The 18,054-nt window shown below is 51.9% G+C and carries 17 protein-coding genes and 1 pseudogene; 15 read left to right on the top strand and 3 right to left on the bottom strand.

All coding sequences use genetic code 11. The annotated features are described in order from the left end of the window. Positions 1 to 14 precede the first annotated feature (14 nt). From CHH75_RS13835 to CHH75_RS13820, 4 genes are all read left to right on the top strand, one after another. Complete coding sequence (locus CHH75_RS13835) at positions 15 to 860, top strand: carbohydrate ABC transporter permease (RefSeq protein ID WP_095398475.1); 846 nt, start codon at positions 15 to 17, stop codon at positions 858 to 860. A 115-nt stretch (positions 861 to 975) separates the two neighbouring features. Beyond that, complete coding sequence (locus CHH75_RS13830) at positions 976 to 2,388, top strand: extracellular solute-binding protein (protein WP_095398474.1); 1,413 nt, start codon at positions 976 to 978, stop codon at positions 2,386 to 2,388. 361 nt (positions 2,389 to 2,749) lie between these two features. Continuing rightward, entirely contained in the window at positions 2,750 to 3,745 is a 996-nt protein-coding gene (locus CHH75_RS13825; protein ID WP_095398473.1) for a sigma-70 family RNA polymerase sigma factor, read from the top strand. A gap of 264 nt (positions 3,746 to 4,009) precedes the next feature. Then, the gene (locus CHH75_RS13820; RefSeq protein WP_230875646.1) at positions 4,010 to 4,636 is read left to right on the top strand and encodes a 3D domain-containing protein; all 627 of its coding nucleotides are present in this window, start codon (positions 4,010 to 4,012) and stop codon (positions 4,634 to 4,636) included. A 99-nt stretch (positions 4,637 to 4,735) separates the two neighbouring features. On the opposite strand, the gene CHH75_RS13815 is transcribed toward CHH75_RS13820, so the two are convergent. Continuing rightward, complete coding sequence (locus CHH75_RS13815) at positions 4,736 to 5,581, bottom strand: polysaccharide deacetylase family protein (RefSeq protein ID WP_095398471.1); 846 nt, start codon at positions 5,579 to 5,581, stop codon at positions 4,736 to 4,738. Positions 5,582 to 5,837: 256 nt separating this feature from the next. Between CHH75_RS13815 and CHH75_RS13810 the strand changes: the two genes are divergently transcribed. Further along, positions 5,838 to 6,866, top strand: coding sequence for an NADH:flavin oxidoreductase/NADH oxidase (locus CHH75_RS13810; protein WP_095263734.1), 1,029 nt, complete (start codon positions 5,838 to 5,840; stop codon positions 6,864 to 6,866). 1,087 nt (positions 6,867 to 7,953) lie between these two features. On the opposite strand, the pseudogene CHH75_RS25315 reads toward CHH75_RS13810, so the two are convergent. After that, a pseudogene (locus CHH75_RS25315) lies at positions 7,954 to 8,250 on the bottom strand (DUF6434 domain-containing protein); the annotation flags it as partial. Between the two features lie 184 nt (positions 8,251 to 8,434). On the opposite strand from CHH75_RS25315, the gene lpdD reads away from it, so the two are divergent. The 7 genes from lpdD to mobB all read left to right on the top strand — a co-directional run bounded on the left by lpdD (position 8,435) and on the right by mobB (position 13,591). Continuing rightward, a complete protein-coding gene (gene lpdD / locus CHH75_RS13795; RefSeq protein ID WP_176475568.1) occupies positions 8,435 to 8,791 on the top strand; it encodes a prenylated flavin chaperone LpdD in 357 nt (118 codons plus the stop codon). A gap of 228 nt (positions 8,792 to 9,019) precedes the next feature. After that, positions 9,020 to 9,688 (top strand): PspA/IM30 family protein, encoded by a 669-nt coding sequence (locus tag CHH75_RS13790; protein ID WP_095263737.1) that lies wholly within the window; start codon positions 9,020 to 9,022, stop codon positions 9,686 to 9,688. Between the two features lie 160 nt (positions 9,689 to 9,848). After that, positions 9,849 to 10,253 (top strand): DUF350 domain-containing protein, encoded by a 405-nt coding sequence (locus tag CHH75_RS13785; protein ID WP_095398470.1) that lies wholly within the window; start codon positions 9,849 to 9,851, stop codon positions 10,251 to 10,253. A 25-nt stretch (positions 10,254 to 10,278) separates the two neighbouring features. Then, positions 10,279 to 10,785 carry a DUF4178 domain-containing protein gene (locus CHH75_RS13780; RefSeq protein WP_095398469.1) on the top strand — a complete coding sequence of 169 codons (507 nt, stop codon included), beginning with the start codon at positions 10,279 to 10,281 and terminating at the stop codon, positions 10,783 to 10,785. Positions 10,786 to 10,795: 10 nt separating this feature from the next. Continuing rightward, the gene (locus tag CHH75_RS13775; RefSeq protein ID WP_095398468.1) at positions 10,796 to 11,533 is read left to right on the top strand and encodes a DUF4247 domain-containing protein; all 738 of its coding nucleotides are present in this window, start codon (positions 10,796 to 10,798) and stop codon (positions 11,531 to 11,533) included. Positions 11,534 to 11,744: 211 nt separating this feature from the next. After that, positions 11,745 to 13,058, top strand: coding sequence for a molybdopterin molybdotransferase MoeA (locus CHH75_RS13770; RefSeq protein WP_095398467.1), 1,314 nt, complete (start codon positions 11,745 to 11,747; stop codon positions 13,056 to 13,058). Next, positions 13,055 to 13,591, top strand: coding sequence for a molybdopterin-guanine dinucleotide biosynthesis protein B (mobB, locus tag CHH75_RS13765; protein WP_095398466.1), 537 nt, complete (start codon positions 13,055 to 13,057; stop codon positions 13,589 to 13,591). Before CHH75_RS13770 ends, mobB begins: the two co-directional genes overlap by 4 nt. Positions 13,592 to 13,665: 74 nt before the next feature. On the opposite strand, the gene xerS is transcribed toward mobB, so the two are convergent. Beyond that, positions 13,666 to 14,748, bottom strand: coding sequence for a tyrosine recombinase XerS (xerS, locus tag CHH75_RS13760; RefSeq protein WP_095263743.1), 1,083 nt, complete (start codon positions 14,746 to 14,748; stop codon positions 13,666 to 13,668). A gap of 233 nt (positions 14,749 to 14,981) precedes the next feature. On the opposite strand from xerS, the gene CHH75_RS13755 reads away from it, so the two are divergent. The 3 genes from CHH75_RS13755 (at position 14,982) to CHH75_RS13745 (ending at position 17,631) form a co-directional block, all read left to right on the top strand. Beyond that, positions 14,982 to 15,500 carry a GNAT family N-acetyltransferase gene (locus CHH75_RS13755; RefSeq protein WP_095263744.1) on the top strand — a complete coding sequence of 173 codons (519 nt, stop codon included), beginning with the start codon at positions 14,982 to 14,984 and terminating at the stop codon, positions 15,498 to 15,500. 193 nt (positions 15,501 to 15,693) lie between these two features. Then, positions 15,694 to 16,467 (top strand): SDR family NAD(P)-dependent oxidoreductase, encoded by a 774-nt coding sequence (locus CHH75_RS13750; RefSeq protein WP_095263745.1) that lies wholly within the window; start codon positions 15,694 to 15,696, stop codon positions 16,465 to 16,467. A gap of 276 nt (positions 16,468 to 16,743) precedes the next feature. After that, on the top strand, positions 16,744 to 17,631 hold the full coding sequence (locus CHH75_RS13745) for an aldo/keto reductase (protein ID WP_095263746.1): 888 nt from the start codon (positions 16,744 to 16,746) through the stop codon (positions 17,629 to 17,631). Positions 17,632 to 18,054: the final 423 nt, after the last annotated feature.

Raw genomic sequence — 18,054 nt, 5'->3', positions numbered from 1 at the left:
CGGGGGATCCATATATGCCTGGCATGCAAGACAGACGGAAACTGATAAACGGGGTCATATTCATCCTGCTGACGGTGCTCGCCTGTACGATGATCTATCCGTTCGCGTGGATGATCAGCGTCAGCCTGGAGCGAACGGCCAATCTGGCGATGCCGTTCCCGCCAAGACTCATACCCGGGGATTTCTCGTGGTTCAACTATCGGCTCGTATTCGAGAACAATGCCCTGCTTCAGGCTTACTGGAACTCGATAGTGATCGCGGTATTCAGCGTCACCTTCAGCGTCGGCTCGGCACTGCTGGGGGGATATGCCTTCTCCCGGGGGGACTTCAAGGGCAAGCGGCTGCTGTTCTTCACCGTGCTGGCCACGATGATGATTCCGTTTGAGACTCGTCTGATTCCGATGTTTACAATGTTCAATGATCTGGGGATGATCAACACGAAGTATCCGCTCATTCTGCCATCATTCGTGAATGCGCTGGGGCTTGTGCTGACCAAGCAATATTTCGACCAGCTCCCGGAGGGGCTGCGGGAGTCTGCCAAGATGGATGGTGCGGGGGAGTTCAAAACCTTCTTCTACATCTTCATTCCGCTGACCGGCCCGATTACGGCAACGCTGGCAATCCTGTCGTTTCAGGATAGCTGGAATTCCTTCATCTGGCCGCTGGTGGTAATCAACGATCAGGATCTGAAGACGGTGCCGCTGTTCTTGTCGAGTTTCTCCGCCGAGAATGGAAGCCGGCTTGCCGGTGTGACGATGGCGCTGGCCACGATGAGCATTTTGCCTTTGCTGCTGGTGTTCCTGTTTTTCCAAAAATATATCATTCGAAGCGTCGCACTCAGCGGCCTGAAAGGAGAGTGATGGGCCCGGGACAATCAAACGAGAGTGGAAGCGATGGATCGGGAGAAGCAGTCTGGTTGTGGGATAGGCACTACGGGGTTTAAAAAAAATCATTCATTCATCTGGAGGAATAACGATGATCAAAGTAAATTCCAAGTTTGTTGTCATCACCCTGCTGTTGTTGTTTGCGCTGACGCTTAGCGCCTGCGGCGGGACCAGCACCGACAATGCCGGGGCGAATACGAGCGAGACAACGACCGAAGCGCAGACAGAAACGACGGACTCGGCGGAAGCCGCTGGACCGGAGCTGTCCGGCAAGCTGAAGGTTCAGCTGATCGGCGATTTCTCTTTGGAGGACAAGACCGATGCGCTTACAGGACAGTCGTCCAAAGGCGTGAAAGTGCTGAAAGATGAGTTCGAAAGACTGTATCCGAATACGGAAGTCGAATTTGTTCTGATGGGCTGGGACAACTACAACGAGAAAACACAGACCATGCTTCAGTCCGGTGCGGCGGATGTGTATCAGCTGCCAGGCATTGCTACATTCGCGGAACAAGGGCTGCTGGAGCCGCTTCAGCCCTATATTGAGCGGGACAGCTTCGATCTGGACATCTATCTGAACGGTCAGGTGGACGGCTGGAGAGCGATGGGGCCAAACGATCAGGAGCCGGAGATTTACAGCTTGCCATTCATCGGGGATGCACGCTTAATCGTATATGATAAACAGCTGTTCGACGATTGGGGCGTGGAGTACTTATCCGAAGAGCCAACGATCGAAGAGATTATAGAGAAAGCATCCAAAATGACGGGCACCAATCCGAAAACCGGTGAAAAAAACTATGGCCTGACCTTCAACGGCAACGATGCTGCAGACAGCATCATGAATATTAACGAGTCGAAAGGCGGTCAGTGGGGTACCGGATTCTTGTGGAAGGACATGAAGCTGGAATTCGACTCGCCTACGATGATCGAAGCTGCGGAGCTGCTGAAGGAAGCGGCCCAGTATGCACCAGAAGGCGTAATGGTGAACCAGGGAGCCGAGAATTTCCTGCAGAATAACAACAATGTTGCCATTAACCTGCGCGTGGCGCCAGGCTTTGTGAACAGCCTGGAGACGTTTGGCACGCAAGAGCGGTATCAGGGAGCGCTGCTGTTCAAGCATCCGGAGAAGGGCATGGGCGGCATGTTTGCCGGAAGCCCGTTTGCCATCGGGGCGAACAGCCAGAACAAGGATCTCGCCTGGGAGTGGCTGAAGTTCAGCGGAAGCGAGTTTTTCCAGGAGTACATGTGGAATGAACAGCGTTCCCACAGCATGCCTGTCATTAAAGCGGCAGCAGAGTGGGAAAGTGTGAAGGAAGTGCCGCAAATGGATATCATCCTGAAACAGATGAGCCAGCTGTGGGCACCGCGTTATCCGTACCGTGCCGGACAGCCGCGCTACATCTTGTCCGAGAATGTGGAGCGCATCCTGCTCGGCGAATTGTCCGCTGCGGACGCGATGAAGAAAGCGCAGGAAGAAGCTACGAAATGGCTGGAGGGCCAGCAGTAAGCAGCATTCTGATCGGTTAAGTGAAGTTCAGAAGTAAGCAGATGATTAGCTAGTATTTAGGTGAAGGCGATAGCAAGTACAAGCGGAGTCCCGATTCGGGCTCCGCTTGTCTTGTCTGTAAGGAAAGAGGGAGCGGGAAACGTGATCGGGAGGATGCATACCTGCTGCTCGCCCACATCCATTCATTTAGGAATGAAAAATCTAGTAAAATGATCATAAAAGCAATAAACACGGGAAAGCCTGAGCAGATGCATCGGGTTTAGGCCGTAAGCCAAAAAACTTTGATATCCCCCGTATCGAAATCCCAGGTTCAAGTGTCTTTTAGAGTGAAGGAGAAATAAAGCATTGGAGGAGATGAAACATGCATCGTGCAGAAGACTTGCAAAGCCTGGAGCGGGAAGCGTGGCAGCTGAAAAACAGGTTTCTGGCTATCATTGAACCTTATCGTTCGGATTTATGGCGGTTTTGTCTCAGTCTAACGAAGTCCCCGTGGGATGCAGAAGACCTGGTGCAGGAAACGTTAATCAAGGCATTGGCCATCTTAGGTCAGGTATGGCAACCCCTCAACCCGAGAAGCTACCTGTTCCGCATCGCAACGAATACATGGTTAAATCAACAAAGAAAACGAAATAAAGAAACCCTGATGGACAACGCAGAAGAGCTTATGCAAGACACCATGCCGATGAGCGGGATGGAGGTTCAAGAATCGATAGAAATGCTAGCATGCAGCTTGACACCCAAACAGACTGTCATCGTCCTTGTCATGGATGTATTTGATTTTACTGCGCGTGAGGCAGCCGAATTGCTTACCATGAGTGAAGGGGCTGTTAAATCGGCGCTGCATCGGGCACGAGCGAGATTGAGGAAGTTGAAACAAACGGAATCTAGAGCCATGGATATACCACGAAGTGTAGTGAAACAAACAACCGTACTAACCGAACAGAATTCCCCTGAAAAAGCAAGGCTCGTGGATCGTTTTATCGAAGCCTTCAATCATCGGAATCTTGACATGATGGCCTCGCTATTGGCAGAGCATGCTGAATGGGACGGTGTTCATGTAGGACAAGAGTATGGAAAAGAAACAAGTATCAAGCACTCGCTGGCTGATGACTTTAAAGACCCGCTGCTCGAGAAGCAGTTCGCCAAATGCGAACAGCTCTGGGGAAGGGAAGTCGTTGCCATCTATTACAACTCAGAGAGCGGTCCACAGCTTAACGATCTTATTTACCTCGAGACGGAAGAAGAGCATATTACGATGCGAAAACACTATTATTTCTGTCAGGATCTGCTGGCAGAAGCGGCGAAGGCTTTAAATGTCACACTTCAAGAGGATAAAAAATATAAAATTGAATCATAGGATCTACCTAAGAAAAAGGGAGGGGCATGCCCCTCCCTTCCAGCATTTACTTGCAGTAAAGGTTACAAATTTGTGATATATTCGTAACCGTTATATCATTTTTCGAGAACCTGTAGCGATTTCACTCCCATGGTCGGGGTGAAAGAACAAGGAGGCAATTGGATGTTGAAGAAGAATAACCGCAATGTTTCGCCAAGAAGAAAGAGAAGCGCTGCTAAGAAGTGGAGCAGGACCGTAAACTTAATCACCGCTTGCTCGCTCGCCATGGGCATCTCTTTTGTAATACACCCACATCCGGCAGAAGCGGCCAGCAAGGTGCATACCGCCAAAGAAGGGGATACATATTATGTTCTGTCCAAACAGTATGGCGTGGACCTGAACAAGCTGATGCAGGCCAATCCGAGCATTAAAGCGACCAATATTTATGCAGGTCTCAAAATAACGATTCCGTCCGAGGCGAAAGCCGTCGCGGCTACCAAGGCCCAAGCGGCCTCGCCGGCGGTGATGCTGCCAACATTAAACGTATTTCCGGAGAATAAAGTGGTGGAGGCATGGGGAAAAACCTTTGACTATTCCAAAACCCTTAACGTAAAGGCAACAGCATATTCTTCGGCTGCAAGCGAGAACGGCGGCTGGGGAGCGGTCGATTATTTCGGAAATCCGCTGGAGCTGGGTACAATCGCAGTTGATCCGAAAGTAATCCCGCTGGGAACCAAGGTGCTGGTCACCGGTCACACCCACCCTGGACTTCCGAAAAAAGCCTTTGTTGCAGAAGCTAGAGACATTGGCGGAGCGATCAAGGGAAACAAGATCGATATCTTCATTCCGGGTTCACCCAAATCCGTTCGAGAGTTTGGCATCCAGGACGTGACCTTATATTTCATCAAATAGCACAGCTCTTGCGCACATCTTGAAAAAAGACGGCTTTCCTAGAATCACATTGTGGTTCAGCCGTCTTTTTTTCATTTCATGAGAACCTGTAACATCTTGCTATTGGCTTTCGGGAACGCCCAGCATGTCCGGCAGCGTGACAAAATCGTAACCTTGACGCATCAGCTCTGTAATGATCTCCGGCAGCGCCTCAATGCTTCCGGTGAGATCCGAACCGGCTCCACCGCCTGCATGCTGGAGGACGATGGACCCCGGACCGATGGCGGATAAAATATTATGCTTGACCTCATCTTTGTTCAGTCCTTTCCAGTCCAGGGAATCGACGTTCCAGTTCACCACCTTGTAGCCGTTTTTCCTGGCCCATCTGAGCTGCTCTTCATTGATGTCGCCATAAGGCGGGCGGATGAGGGTTGGCGTCACACCAACGATGGATTCAATGACGGCATTGGTCCGTTCAATCTGCTTGATAAAGTCAGGCAGGCGAAGCTTGTTCAGTTGGGCGTGGTTATAGGAATGGTTGCCAATCGCATGACCTTCCTCGTGAATGCGTTTCAGCAAGTCGGGGTGCTTCTTGGCCCGGTTACCGACGACAAAAAAGGTGGCTTTGACATCATACTGCTGAAGAACGTCAAGCACTTTTCCTGTAAATCGGGGGTCGGGCACATCGTCAAAGGTTAGAGCAATCCGCTTGACGCGGGGACCACGGGTCCGGAATGTGTCGGGATATTGGGTCATTAATTGACTCAAGGTTGGCGTTTTCTTAGCGTCTTGCTGAGCACCTCCTGAATCGTTCCCTTGTTCGAACGTATCGGAAACCACAGGGGAATGAAGTTGATCCAGGACAGCGAGGACATCGCCATGATTAGCTGCGCTCATCGCAACGCCTGGCGAGATGACCATTCCGAATAAGAACAGCAAACAGCATATAATCGGATAGCTTTTCATCAATGACCCTCACTCCTTTGATTACAGTTTAGTTATGGAGAAAAAGCATGATGTGAGAATGATATGGGCCCGTTCTTGCATGCATAGATCCGGGAGTTTGCAGATTGAGATCGCCAAAGACGTTTTCCTATGGTATTCCCAGCACGGTATGCAATTATCCCCAAGCAAGGTTCTTTTTCGTTAATCCCAGGAAGGTGTATAATAGACATCGATAGGAGATAATTAGACAGATTTGGTTCGGAAGGGATGATATCGAGTGGCTGATTTATTTACACCTTATAATTTCAAAAACTTAACGCTGAGAAACCGTATCGTTATGCCGCCAATGTGTCAATATTCCGTGAAGACTGAAGACGGGATCCCGAACGAATGGCACTACGTACATTATGTAAGCCGCGCCGTCGGTGGTACAGGCTTGATTATTGTGGAGATGACAGCGGTTCATCCGGAAGGACGAATCACAGACCAAGACACCGGTATCTGGGGGGATGAACATATCCCGGCATACCGGAGGCTGGTGGATGCTGTGCATTCATACGGAACCAAGATCGGGATCCAGCTTGGCCATGCTGGACGCAAGGCTCAGGATGCAGATCCTCCTGTGGCACCGTCGGCGATTCCGTTCAATGACAGCTTTAGAATGCCGAGGGTACTGTCTACGCAGGAGATTGAGCAGTTAATCGAAGCTCATAAACAGGCGGCTCGCCGCGCTGTAGAAGCCGGATTTGATACGGTGGAGATCCACGGTGCACACGGTTATTTGATCCATCAATTCCACTCACCGTTAACGAACAAGCGTGAAGACGCGTATGGCCAGGATCTGGCGCTGTTCGGAGAGCGGGTCGTCAGGGCAGTTAAAGAGGTCGTGCCGGAAGGCATGCCGATTCTGATGCGCGTATCTGCCCAGGAGTATGTCGATGGCGGGTACGATGTGGAGTATTGTCTGGAAATCTGCAAGCGGTACAGAGACGCCGGGGTTGATATTTTTCACGTATCTTCAGGCGGAGAAGGGCCGATCGGTTCCGGTGGAGGGCCGAAAGCAGAGCCGGGATATCAGGTAGAACTGGCAGCCGAAATCAAGCGTCAGCTCGAGGTGCCGGTGATCGCGGTCGGATTACTGGATGAATATCAGGATGCGCAGGACGTCATTCTTTCTGGCAAGGCCGATCTTGTAGCGATTGGCAGAGCGATGCTCCGTGATCCATACTGGGCGATTCATGCAGCCAAAGCGTTGGATGGTGAGCAAAAAGTGCCGAAGCCGTACGAGCGGGGGTACCGTTCCTAATCCAGGTCATCATAGCATTACAGAAGCGCGGCTTCCCACAGGGAGCCGCGCTTTGTTATTGAGCACGGAGCGGATGGAGAGATCCTATTCCTGCCATTCAATCAGGTTGGGCGTCTTGTCGAGAATGGATCATATTGTGCGGACCAGCCGTATTTTGCTATCGGGATCAAGCTGTTTGTACCGTTTGCATTTCTCCAGACGATGATTTCGGGTCCGCCCATCCCATATGCTTGAGACGACGCACGCTGGATAACGTATGCGGCAGCTCCAACACATTTTCCGGGAATCTGCCGAAATGCTGGGGCGTTTCTTTCCACCGGGGACAAAATCCGGCTTGTATCGAACAAGAAAAGGGCGGTAGTAATGCTGTGCGTTCCAATACATGTCTTCCCGGTAGTGCGTCGGACTCCAGAAGTCCTACAGACGGAAGCAAAACACGTCATAATCGGTCTGCTCCAGCATTGCGTCCAGCCTGCTCTCAAAGCGGGACTCGAACCATTCGTCGGCGTCCAGATTCAGAATCCAGCCGGGATGGACCCGGACCGTTTCCTCCCATTGCTGCTTGCGGAGTATGACTTCATTACTGAAGAAGATTGTTCATTTCGGATCAGGGTTCGGGCAGAGTAGGGCTGCCGTAATCCGGTTGAGCTCCATCATGGATAGTGATTTATTCCATACAAGATACGGCTAAGCGATCCAGAGTTAACGCCAGCGATCTGAGCAATTTGAGAGATCGACCAGCTTCGGTCTCTCAGATGAGATTCTATGTTTTGACGAATGGCGGTTGTCTGCTGCAAGCAAAGTCACCCCACAAGCTTAAAAATTTGCTTAATCTAAAAAGGAGTATTGTTTAGTCGAGAGGGCTGTCATGCTTAAATTAAGCAGTGGTCAATTCCTACTATATCTTTGTCTTCCAATAAATGAAATTCTATATAATATAAAGAAAACGCTGGCGAATTAACTTTATAGCTGAGAGGAGAGTCACTTGACGGTCCTGAAGAGAGTCTCGAAGGCGCGGAAAGCGTACGGGATACCTTTACGTTGTGATGGAATTCCGAATACGGCATCAAGACTGGGAAACGGCCAGCTACAATGAGGGCGTATATTTATTGCTTCCGGGAAGCTTCTTGATTTCATTCCAGGCTTCGATTGCAGCTGTGCGGTCTTTGCCTCGGTTGTTCGGGTCTGCATAAAAATCGCGAATGAATTGATTGTATTCAAATTGAGGAGCAATGTTCTTCTTGTATGAGGGATCCTTCTGCCGCTTCTCTTACTCGTGCCATGCTTCCACGGCGTCGCGGTAAGTTTTGCCTGCATTGTTCTTGAAATAGTTCTGGATATAGGTGGAGAAATGAAACTTGGGGATCACGGTTTTGAAAAAAGCTCAGCATTTGTTCTTGTTGGACAAGCGATATGAGTAAATCAAGCCCAGACGTTCTCTTTCGAAGAGTAAAGGACAGCTAGGGTCTCTCTAAAGGGCAAGCAACTTCCGTATGACAATGTTCATGGCAAGTGGACTTCATGCTGTTATCCAATGAAGATATACAAATGTGAGGGAGGCTGAACCGATGGTCCCGTTCCAAGGGAAGTTTGATGATATACAGGTCGAGTGCAAGGGGTATGGCGAAGATGTTCTGTTTACGATCACCGGAGGAGCAAGTCATATTGGGGCAATATCCACGGCATACCGGACTGCGCAGCGGCCAGGGTTCGCCGTGGACACCATTCGGGTGCCGGGGCATAAGGAGTATTTGCTGACAGGAGAGTTCGCATTGAAGGCAGCAGAGAGGCTGGATCGTCAGGTAACGGTCGTGATGGGCATCCATTATCCGGGTTTAACCCGTGAAGAAACGGAGGCCATTGTGTTCATAACGCGCGGGAAGCTGGAGAAAGTGCTGGTTGAATGGCAGCAGGCACATGTATAATGAGAATATATCGATATTGTGGCTCATGCCAATCATCCGTGGTTGACATCAGAACGGTCGGAAGTCTTCTCGTTCCCACAGCGGGCACACCCTGAGGGGAAGTCAAACTCGGATATCTGATACGAGCCATATTTTTTTGATTTTTTTGAAACGTATTGCGGCATCACCACGTATCAATAGTCATAGTGTTTCAAACTCAAATATGAACTGAAGCGGAGGAAGGGAACCATGTCCATTTTTAAAAGATTACGCGACTTAACGATGGCGAACATTAACGCGATTATTGACAAGGCTGAAGATCCAATCAAAATGACCGATCAATATATACGGGATATGACCGCAGATCTGGAGGACGCCGAGAAGGCTGTTGCAGCACAGATTGCCATTGAGAAGCGCTTCAAAGCGCTTTATGAGGAGCAGGCTGCGCTGGTGGAGAAGCGGACCCAGCAGGCACACACAGCGGCTCAAGCACAGAACGTGGATCTGGCTCGCCGGGCGCTCGAGGAGAAGAAGGCTGCTGAAGCGAAGCGGGATGAGTACAAGGCAAGCTATGATCAGAACAAGCTGGCAGCCGATAATCTGCGCGGCAAGCTGGAGGAAATGCGCAAGCAGCTGACCGAGATGAAGAACAAGCGGGAAACATTGGTAGCCCGTTACAACGCGGCCAAGGCACAGAATGAAATCAACAAGGCGATGAACGGATTCAGCTCCGACTCGGCATCTGCCGGCCTGAAGCGCATGGAAGAGAAGATGCTGCAGATGGAAGCAAGAGCAGAGGCTAGCAACGAGATGACCAAGCGTGAGAAATCGCTGGACGAAGAGTTCGAAAGCCTTGGCAAAGACAAGCAAATCGAAGATGAGCTTGCAGCTCTGATGAAACAGTACGAGGACAAGTAAAACGGGCATCGAACAATGACGGCAAGTGGAGGCGAAGGAGGACAGGGAAGCTTTCGGGCGGACATCTCCTTCGTCTTTCTATATGCAAATGTCCGGTGCACATCCAGGATCTGCGGCTCTTGAATGAAAGCAAACGGAAAGTTGAATGTGGGGGAACGTTATGAATTTGGAAATGTTATTAAGCGTGCTCTTGTGGACGGCGACAGGGGCCTTGCTGCTGTTCGTGCTGATGTGGGTGGATTCACTGTTTACGAAATACAAGGATCTTGAGGAAGTCAAAGCCGGGAATATGGCGGTAACGACGCGGCTCGTGTTGAAGCTGGCAGCCCAGGGCTATATTTTATCTGTATCGATCAGCACGGCCTATCACCTGCTCGAGGCGGTTATTGTCTCCATCATCTCCTTTATCATTCTGCTGGTGCTCGAAACGTTGACAGAGCTGTTGCTGCGGCGTTTTGCCGGGCTTGATCTGGATCAGGGAACGAAGGCAGGCAAGACAGGCTACGGCCTGTTAGCCGGATCTCTGCACATCGTTGGGGCACTGATTATTACAGCATGTTTGTAAGATGATGAGATAGGGGATATGGATGATGAGCGTATGGAAACGAATCGGCAATATGTTTGCCAAGCCGAAGCCGGAGATCAAGGAGAAGAGTCCGCTTGAATTGTCCCCCGGCGATATCTGTGAGGTGTCGCTGGTTTCATATGAGGTGACAGGCCGCGTCCAGAACCGGAGCCGGAACGCCGCGCTGCTGACACTGCAGGATGGCAGCCGGATCGCATATCTCTATATTGAGGTGCGCGAGATGGTTCAGTATGCGCTGTATCATGCAATTGATGGCCGCTTGGACACACCGGGTGAAGTTCCGACAACGATTGAGCTGGATGAGCATGTTTTTCACCTGGAGGAAGAGTATAACGGTCATGTGACTGTAGCGGGGAAAACGCCGTTTATGGAGGGCGGAGAACAGCATGTATGGCAGTATCAATCCGATGATTACCGCCTGCTCCGGATTGAATGGCAGAATGGACGATTTATGCTGTATGAAGGCGAGAAAGTGATTCCGGGAGATGTGAGAATCCTCCGGGCGACGTAGGAGTGGTAACATGAAAGCACGCTCTTTTTTGCCAATCAAAATATTGCTGGTGCTCAGCTTCCTGGTATCGCTCCTGAGCGGTTGCGGCGCGCCGAATGTACGAGATACGTATCCGCTGGAATCGGTGAACCGGGAGAGCGGAGCCGAGTCCTTCGTGTACCGGGCCGAAGGGAAAAGTGTTCCCGAGGTTGCCCAGGAGCTGATGGCCGCGCAGGCCCCGGATCAGGTCTCGCCTGAAGATGATGAGCGAATGTTCCTCGTCTATGGGGATGAGTTCTACCACCTGCAGCAGGACCCTGACCAGCCATCGGATACGCTGATCGAGATCGATACCAAGGAATATGTCCGGAACAACTATAATCCGAGTTTCCTGCAAGGGTACCTGACGGCTGTTCTGCTCAGCGATCTGTTCGACAGCATGGGCAGAAGCGGCGGGGAGTATCGCGGCTATACCCAGAAGGATGTCTATAAGCCGAAGGAAGGCAGCTTCCGGAAGCCGACAGATCAGGACAAGAAGATAGCGCCACCGCTAACGGTGGACCGAAGCGGCAAGATCACAAGACGTGGTCAGGACAAGGTAGGGACGGGCGGAAGCCTGTTCAAGCGGAATCCGGATTCCGGGAATAACCGGGGCAGCATTACTCGCGGCGAATCCGGCGGCAGTCTGTTCGATTCACCGAAGAAATCATATACCAAACCGAAGACTCGCTCTGGATCAGGCAAGGTGTTCCGGCGTGGTCGAAGGTAGACCATTTGCGTGCGGCGAAGGCCGCGCGCTTTTTTATATCGACAGGAGCTCCCCGTGAAGAGCTTGGTTATACGCTGATCATGCGAGCGGTTTGGTTCGCGGGGGACGCAGGGGCTGTGTTTGCCATCACGATCATTTGGCGTTATAACTGATACTATAGGTTGATGAAGGCAGCTGGGAAGTATAGTCATGAAGAAGTGGGGGAGATGTAATGGAGAACGGGAAGGAACAGAGCGGGAAAGAACAGAACGGGAAGGGACAGCCCGATACACCCAATAAATTTCAGCGTAAAGCATTGCAGGTGCCGGTAGCCCAGGAGAAGGCGCTGGCTTATGTGCAGCCTGGTGAGACGGAGATCATCAGTCTGAAAGAAAGCGATGGACGGATTCTGGCCGCAGATGTGATTGCGCCTCATCCGTATCCGGCTTTTCGCCGGTCGGGTATGGACGGGTATGCGGTTCGTTCAGAAGACACGCTGGCTTGTGAAGAGGGGGAGACGGTGTGGCTCAAGGTCGTAGACCATATTCCGTGCGGATATGTATCGTCAGTGCCGATCACCGAAGGGACGACCTCGCGCATTATGACGGGTGCCCAGGTGCCAGACGGCGCGGACGCTGTGGTCATGCTGGAGGCGACAGAGAGCCGCAGTGAGAACGGAGAGACGTATATCGGGCTGAAAAGAGCGATTGAGCCTGGAAAAAATGTAACGCCGCGCGGATTCGAGCTCCAGGAAGGCGAGTTGATTCTTGCCAAAGGGCGCGAGATCGGTCCGGGTGAAATTTCAGTATTGGCGACATTCGGTGTTCATGAGGTGGAGGTGTACCGGCGCCCGGTGGTCGGGATATTCTCAACCGGAACAGAGCTGCTGGACATCGATGAGCCGCTTCAGCCGGGGAAGATCCGCAACAGCAACACCTACATGCTGGCAGCCCAGATTCGGGAGGCTGGAGGCACTCCGGTCGTCATGGAGGCGATCCCGGACGACATTGAGCTGGCACGAAGCAAAGTGGCGTCTGCGCTTCAGGAGTACGATATCGTGGTCACTACAGGCGGCGTATCGGTTGGCGACTATGACATCATGGGGGAGCTGGTTGCTTCGGGCGGGGTGGACATGCTGTTCAATAAGGTGACGATGCGTCCGGGCAGTGTAACGACGGCGGCGGTGAAGGACGGGAAACTGCTGTTTGCCTTGTCTGGCAATCCGGGTGCTTGCTTCGTCGGCTTTCTGCTGTTCGTCCGTCCGGCGATTCGCAAGAAGCTTGGCATGACGCAGCTGCATCTGACCGAATGGACCGCCGAGCTTGGGGCGGATTACAGCAAAGTGAACAATTTTACCCGGTTCGTGCGCGGACGGTTGGGGGTTCGGGAAGGTCGACTCGTTGCTACTCCAGCTCAGCTTGATGAATCCAGTGTCATGGTCACGATCAAGGATAGTGAATGTCTGATTGTGATACCGCCGGAGTTGAAGGGCGCGTCTAAAGGGCATCCCGTGACGGTGCTGGTGCTTACGGGAGCCTGGTCATGAAAGAGGTTCGAGTCGTTCAACTATGCGGTTATAAAAACAGTGGAAAAACGACGCTGCTGGCTGCTGTCATACGTCAGCTCAAGGCGCGCGGCGTCCGGCTGGCTGTCATCAAGCATGATGCGCATCAATTTGAGATGGATCATCCGGGCACCGACACCGATCAGTTCCGTGAAGCCGGCGCGGATGCGGTAGCGATCACATCACCGGGACGAACGGCGGTGTTGATGGAAGCAGAGACGCCGCTTGAGACACTCATCGGCGCTTTCCGGGACGTTGACCTCGTGCTCGTGGAAGGCTTCAAGCAAGCGGCATATCCGAAGCTGGTGCTGCTGCGGGATGAAGCTGATGCTGGGCTGCTGCAGCTGCAGGGCGTAATGGGCATCGTTGTGCCGAAGGAGATGATTAAGCCGCAGAAGATGACAGAAGAGCCGGGCAGGGGACTGACGGTGGGGTCTGACCTGCCGGCTCCGGTGATACCGCGGGATGACGTGGATGCCATTGTGGCGTTGATCCTTTCGAGTGAAGCTCAGTGAAGCAATTTGATGTGCTATGAAACCATAAGACTCACAATGAGACGTTATAAGTCACTAGGTGTCCCTATGACACATTAAGCGTCCGTTCGGCGTTCAATAGCCTCGGACATCGTTTTGTCGGTCAGATGGGCATATACCTCGGTTGTTTCCGTCGAGGCGTGCCCAAGCTGTTCCTTGGTTTTGTAGATGTCGTTCTGTAAATAATAATCGGTGGCAAAAGAATGCCGCAGCTTGTGGACGGTCAGCGCTGGCTTGCCAAAACGCTTGGCGTATTTGATAATCATCGCCTGGATCGCGCGCTTGGTCATGCGCTGGCCTTCGTTTTGCCCGTTTCGCAGGGCGACGAACAGTGCTTTCTCCTTCTTCGGAACCTTATAGCGGGCTTGCCGCAGCTGCAAATAATGCTCCAGATCGTCTTTGGCCTGAGTCCGGAAATAGACCGGCGTTTTGAACGTTTCGTCGTTGTTGCCCTTGCGGAATACGTGAAGCATCTTGTTGTTCAAATCAATGTCCGACAGATTGAGATTCACCACCTCGGACACCCGCAGCCCGGAATTCAGGATCAGACTGGCGATGCAGGCATCCCGGACCTTGTTCTGCTCATGGGCGTATAACGCCTGCTTGTTGTTGGCGACATCCTGGGCGTAGCCCTCGTGGATGTAGGTGATGAATTCCTGCAGCTCGTCCTCTTCCAAAATCTTGCCCTTGAGCTTGGCGGCAGTGTCCTTCGGCTTGTGGATCCGCTTGATCTCCACCTTCGCCATAATGTTGCGCTTCAGAAGCGGATAGAAATCCTCATCCTCAGCGATTTGACTTAAATAGTGAAACAGCGACCGCAGTGAAGACAGCTTGCGGGACACCGTGATTCTGGAATTTGCGCCCTCTCGGCGCGTCGTCAGGTACAGCCGGTAAGCGGTAATGCTGTCCATGCGCAGGCTTTCCAGCTCGGAGAGCGCCACTTCCCGGTTCGAAGCTGCGGCCGACAGACCTTCCGCCCGCAGCCAATTAAAGAACGTTTCATAATCTCTTACGTATTCGAGCAGTGTCGAAGGGGAGAGATCCGGAAGTTTATAGTCGATAAATTGCTGTACATACCAAGGCATGGCCGGGGACTTCTCGTCCAGCTTGACCCGATCCTGTTCTTTTTGGATGTTCATGGTATCACCTCTAATCAAATGCGATGAAATGCGGATAAGCTTGTTCTTTACCTAGTGTATCATATGACGCCCTTTGACGTCCTGATGAATGGGAGGGTGGGGGCTTACCGGGCAGCGGTGCTGGCGGTTTGCTGTTACTTGCTTGTGATCGGACAGGTCACGTTATATGATAACAGTACATCGTGGACCTCATCGTTTAGACATCGTCATCTTGGCAAGGAGGCAGCAGTTTCATGAATTCAGCGCATAGCGGCAGAATGGGGCTGGAGCTTGTCCCCAAACGAAAGCAGCATGTTATTACCAATATGATGCAGTTTTACTTTTATGATTTTACCCGTTATCTGGACTTTGATTTGAACGATCAGGGGCTGTTTGCAACGTACCCGGATCTGGATCAGTTCTGGAAGAAGCGGGACCGGAAATACCCGTTTCTCATTACATACGACCAGCGTCCTGCCGGATTTGCATTAATTGAGCGGGTGGAGGATAGCGAGGAAGCGGATTATTACATGACCGAATTTTTTGTCATGCAGAAATACCGCAGGTTCGGGCTCGGTTCATGGGCGGCTCGCGAGCTGTTCGACCGCTTCCAAGGGCGGTGGAAGGTCAGTCAGGTAAGCACGAATCAGCCGGCACAGACGTTCTGGCGCAAGGTGATCGGCGTTTATACGGACGGGAGATACCAAGAGCGGATTGACCCGGAGCGCGGGAATCCGTCGCAGTATTTTTCCTCTGGCCCGGGAAACCGTTAGCTCTTATGTGTAGCGTGATAGATAGACAGCGACAGAAAGATATGTATAGCAGCTTAACGATCATTATTTAACGATCGCAAATTTAATGATGTTAATTATTAATCCAGTTAAATGATTGGTGTATCGTGGATGTATCGGGCGGAAATCGCCTTGGAATCGAAATAAATGGGGTTGTAATATGGAGGGGAATATATTGTATTTGCCATCTTTTCGTTTAGAGGGAAAAACAGCGTTTGTCACAGGTGCAGGCCGGGGAATCGGGAGAGCGTTAGCGATCGGGCTGGCCGAGGCGGGCTGTGATGTCGGTCTCATGTCGCGCACGCGCAGTGATCTGGAGGAAACTGCAGAGCAGGTTCAACGTGCCGGGAAGGGCAAGGCGATTATCCTTCCGGCAGATCTGACGGACAGAGAGCAGATGGAGGGAGCGATCTCGCAGTTTGTGCAGGAAGCGGGCAAGCTCGATATTCTCGTGAACAACGCAGGCATGAACATCCGGACGCCGGCGCTTGAGGTGACGGAAGCAGAATGGGATGTGATCGTACAGACCAATCTGAAATCGGCTTTCGTTGCCTCACAGATCGCGGCTAAGCAGATGAAGGAGCAGGGAGGCGGCCGCATTATCAATATCTCATCCGTAGGCGGACATACGGCGCTAAGAACCGGCGTGGTCTACGGCTCGACCAAAGCGGCGCTGATCCATATGACCAAGGTGCTCGCGCTTGAATGGGCGCAATACGGCATTCAGGTCAACGCGGTTGGTCCGTGGTATTTCCGGACTTCGCTGACCGAGAAGCTGCTGTCCGACGAGGCGTATCTCAAGGATATACTGGACCGAACTCCGCTCAAACGCGTGGGTCAGCTGGAAGAGGTCGTGGGCCCTGTGGTGTTCCTTGCCTCCGATGCGGCCAATTATATGACAGGGCAGACGCTGCTTGTGGATGGCGGAATGAGCATTTATGGGTTTTGATCATTGTTACCATAAGTGAATATCGTAGGCTCAACCCCAGACATTGGTGCTTAATGTGTCGGTTGTCTTTCTGCCTCCCTTATAACCATTATCCCTTTGGTTCAGGAGGAAGCAGCCTGATCAAACGGGATAATCATGCTAAGCCTCTGGAGAAGGAGGACGTGTGCTGGAATCGACATTTGCTTCTATAATTCGAGGCTGGATTCGAAATAACCGTGCAGGGTAATAATCCCGTAAGGCCGAAATGAATCATGTAAAAAAGGAGCGTGTTGTTGCATGGAACGCAGAGCTTATGGCAATACGGATATGCAGGTCAGCATTTTAGGATTCGGCGGGGCCGAAATCGGGAACAAGGATTTGCCGACGGTCGAGAAGCTGCTTCACAGCGCGCTGGACGCCGGACTTAACGTCATTGATACGGCGGAGTGCTACGGCAATAGTGAAGAGCTGATCGGCAAGGCACTGGCGGGGCGCAGATCAGAGTATTATCTGTTCACCAAGTGCGGACATGCGTCAGGGCTTGATTATCCCGACTGGGATCCGGTACTGCTGGAGAAGACGATTGATCGCAGCTTGCAGCGGCTGCAGGTCGATTACGTAGATATCATTCACCTCCACAGCTGTTCCGAGGAAATCCTCCGCCAAGGCGAAGTGATCGAGGTGCTGAAGAAGGCGAAGGAGCAGGGCAAGACGCGCTATATCGGCTACAGCGGGGATACCAAGGATGCGCTGTATGCGGTGCAGACCGGAGTCTTCGATAGCCTGGAAACCTCGGTGAACATTGCCGACCAGGAAGCCATTGATTTGACCATTCCGGAAGCGCTTCAACGGGGGATGGGCGTCATTGCTAAGCGGCCGATTGCCAACGTTGCCTGGCAGCATGATACGCTCAGCGAGCAGGATTATGCGTATCCTTACTGGCTCCGTCTCGGAGAGCTGAATTATGATTTCCTGACAGATGTTCAGCAAGGCGTTGAAACCGCGCTTCGATTTACGCTGAGCACCCTGGGGGTTGCAACGGCGATCGTAGGAACGGCCAACCCGGGGCGCTGGCAGCAAAATGCCGAGCTGCTGGCCAAAGGCCCGCTGCCGCAGGAAGTGTATGAAGCGATTCGCCATCGCTGGAAGGAAGTGGCCGGGGCCGATTGGGTCGGCAAAGTGTAATCGACGGCTCCTTATTCACAGACAGGATGCTTACATCAGGATTGTGCAGATTGCTAAGTGGCTGATCAGCAGGAGGATTCCTGCAGGTCGGCTGCTTTTTTTATGACCAGAACCCGGGCGTATATTTGATTGTAACGACATAAAGTGACACCCCGAAGGACAAACCGGATGTCAATACATAGAGAATACGAACCTTAGATCTATCAGTACATACATAATTGCGCAAAATACCCTTAAAGGCCGATGATAACGGTCATTTCAACCCCCTTATTATATTATTTCAACATATGAAAAATTCACAATAGTTAAAAGCGACCATGACGCTCTTGAGACCTTTCATCTGCCATTCCACCACCCACGTACCTAATTACCCACCCCCGTATCAAAAGAGAGGGGAGCCCGGAACAGTTCAAAGCCTCCACC

This window comes from Paenibacillus sp. 7541 (genome assembly GCF_002276395.1).
GTDB lineage: Bacteria > Bacillota > Bacilli > Paenibacillales > Paenibacillaceae > Paenibacillus_AQ > Paenibacillus_AQ campinasensis.
This window is presented reverse-complemented; position numbering and strand designations above follow the sequence as displayed.

Excerpts from the sequence above, each read along its gene's own strand:
- CHH75_RS13830 (WP_095398474.1), top strand. The coding sequence starts at position 976 with ATGATCAAAGTAAATTCCAAGTTTGTTGTCATCACCCTGCTGTTGTTG.
- CHH75_RS13755 (WP_095263744.1), top strand. The coding sequence starts at position 14,982 with ATGAATTCAGCGCATAGCGGCAGAATGGGGCTGGAGCTTGTCCCCAAA.
- CHH75_RS13775 (WP_095398468.1), top strand. The coding sequence starts at position 10,796 with ATGAAAGCACGCTCTTTTTTGCCAATCAAAATATTGCTGGTGCTCAGC.
- xerS (WP_095263743.1), bottom strand. The coding sequence starts at position 14,748 with ATGAACATCCAAAAAGAACAGGATCGGGTCAAGCTGGACGAGAAGTCC.
- CHH75_RS13780 (WP_095398469.1), top strand. The coding sequence starts at position 10,279 with ATGAGCGTATGGAAACGAATCGGCAATATGTTTGCCAAGCCGAAGCCG.
- lpdD (WP_176475568.1), top strand. The coding sequence starts at position 8,435 with ATGGTCCCGTTCCAAGGGAAGTTTGATGATATACAGGTCGAGTGCAAG.
- CHH75_RS13825 (WP_095398473.1), top strand. The coding sequence starts at position 2,750 with ATGCATCGTGCAGAAGACTTGCAAAGCCTGGAGCGGGAAGCGTGGCAG.
- CHH75_RS13770 (WP_095398467.1), top strand. The coding sequence starts at position 11,745 with ATGGAGAACGGGAAGGAACAGAGCGGGAAAGAACAGAACGGGAAGGGA.
- CHH75_RS13790 (WP_095263737.1), top strand. The coding sequence starts at position 9,020 with ATGTCCATTTTTAAAAGATTACGCGACTTAACGATGGCGAACATTAAC.
- CHH75_RS13835 (WP_095398475.1), top strand. The coding sequence starts at position 15 with ATGCCTGGCATGCAAGACAGACGGAAACTGATAAACGGGGTCATATTC.
- CHH75_RS13745 (WP_095263746.1), top strand. The coding sequence starts at position 16,744 with ATGGAACGCAGAGCTTATGGCAATACGGATATGCAGGTCAGCATTTTA.
- mobB (WP_095398466.1), top strand. The coding sequence starts at position 13,055 with ATGAAAGAGGTTCGAGTCGTTCAACTATGCGGTTATAAAAACAGTGGA.
- CHH75_RS13820 (WP_230875646.1), top strand. The coding sequence starts at position 4,010 with ATGGGCATCTCTTTTGTAATACACCCACATCCGGCAGAAGCGGCCAGC.
- CHH75_RS13815 (WP_095398471.1), bottom strand. The coding sequence starts at position 5,581 with ATGAAAAGCTATCCGATTATATGCTGTTTGCTGTTCTTATTCGGAATG.
- CHH75_RS13785 (WP_095398470.1), top strand. The coding sequence starts at position 9,849 with ATGAATTTGGAAATGTTATTAAGCGTGCTCTTGTGGACGGCGACAGGG.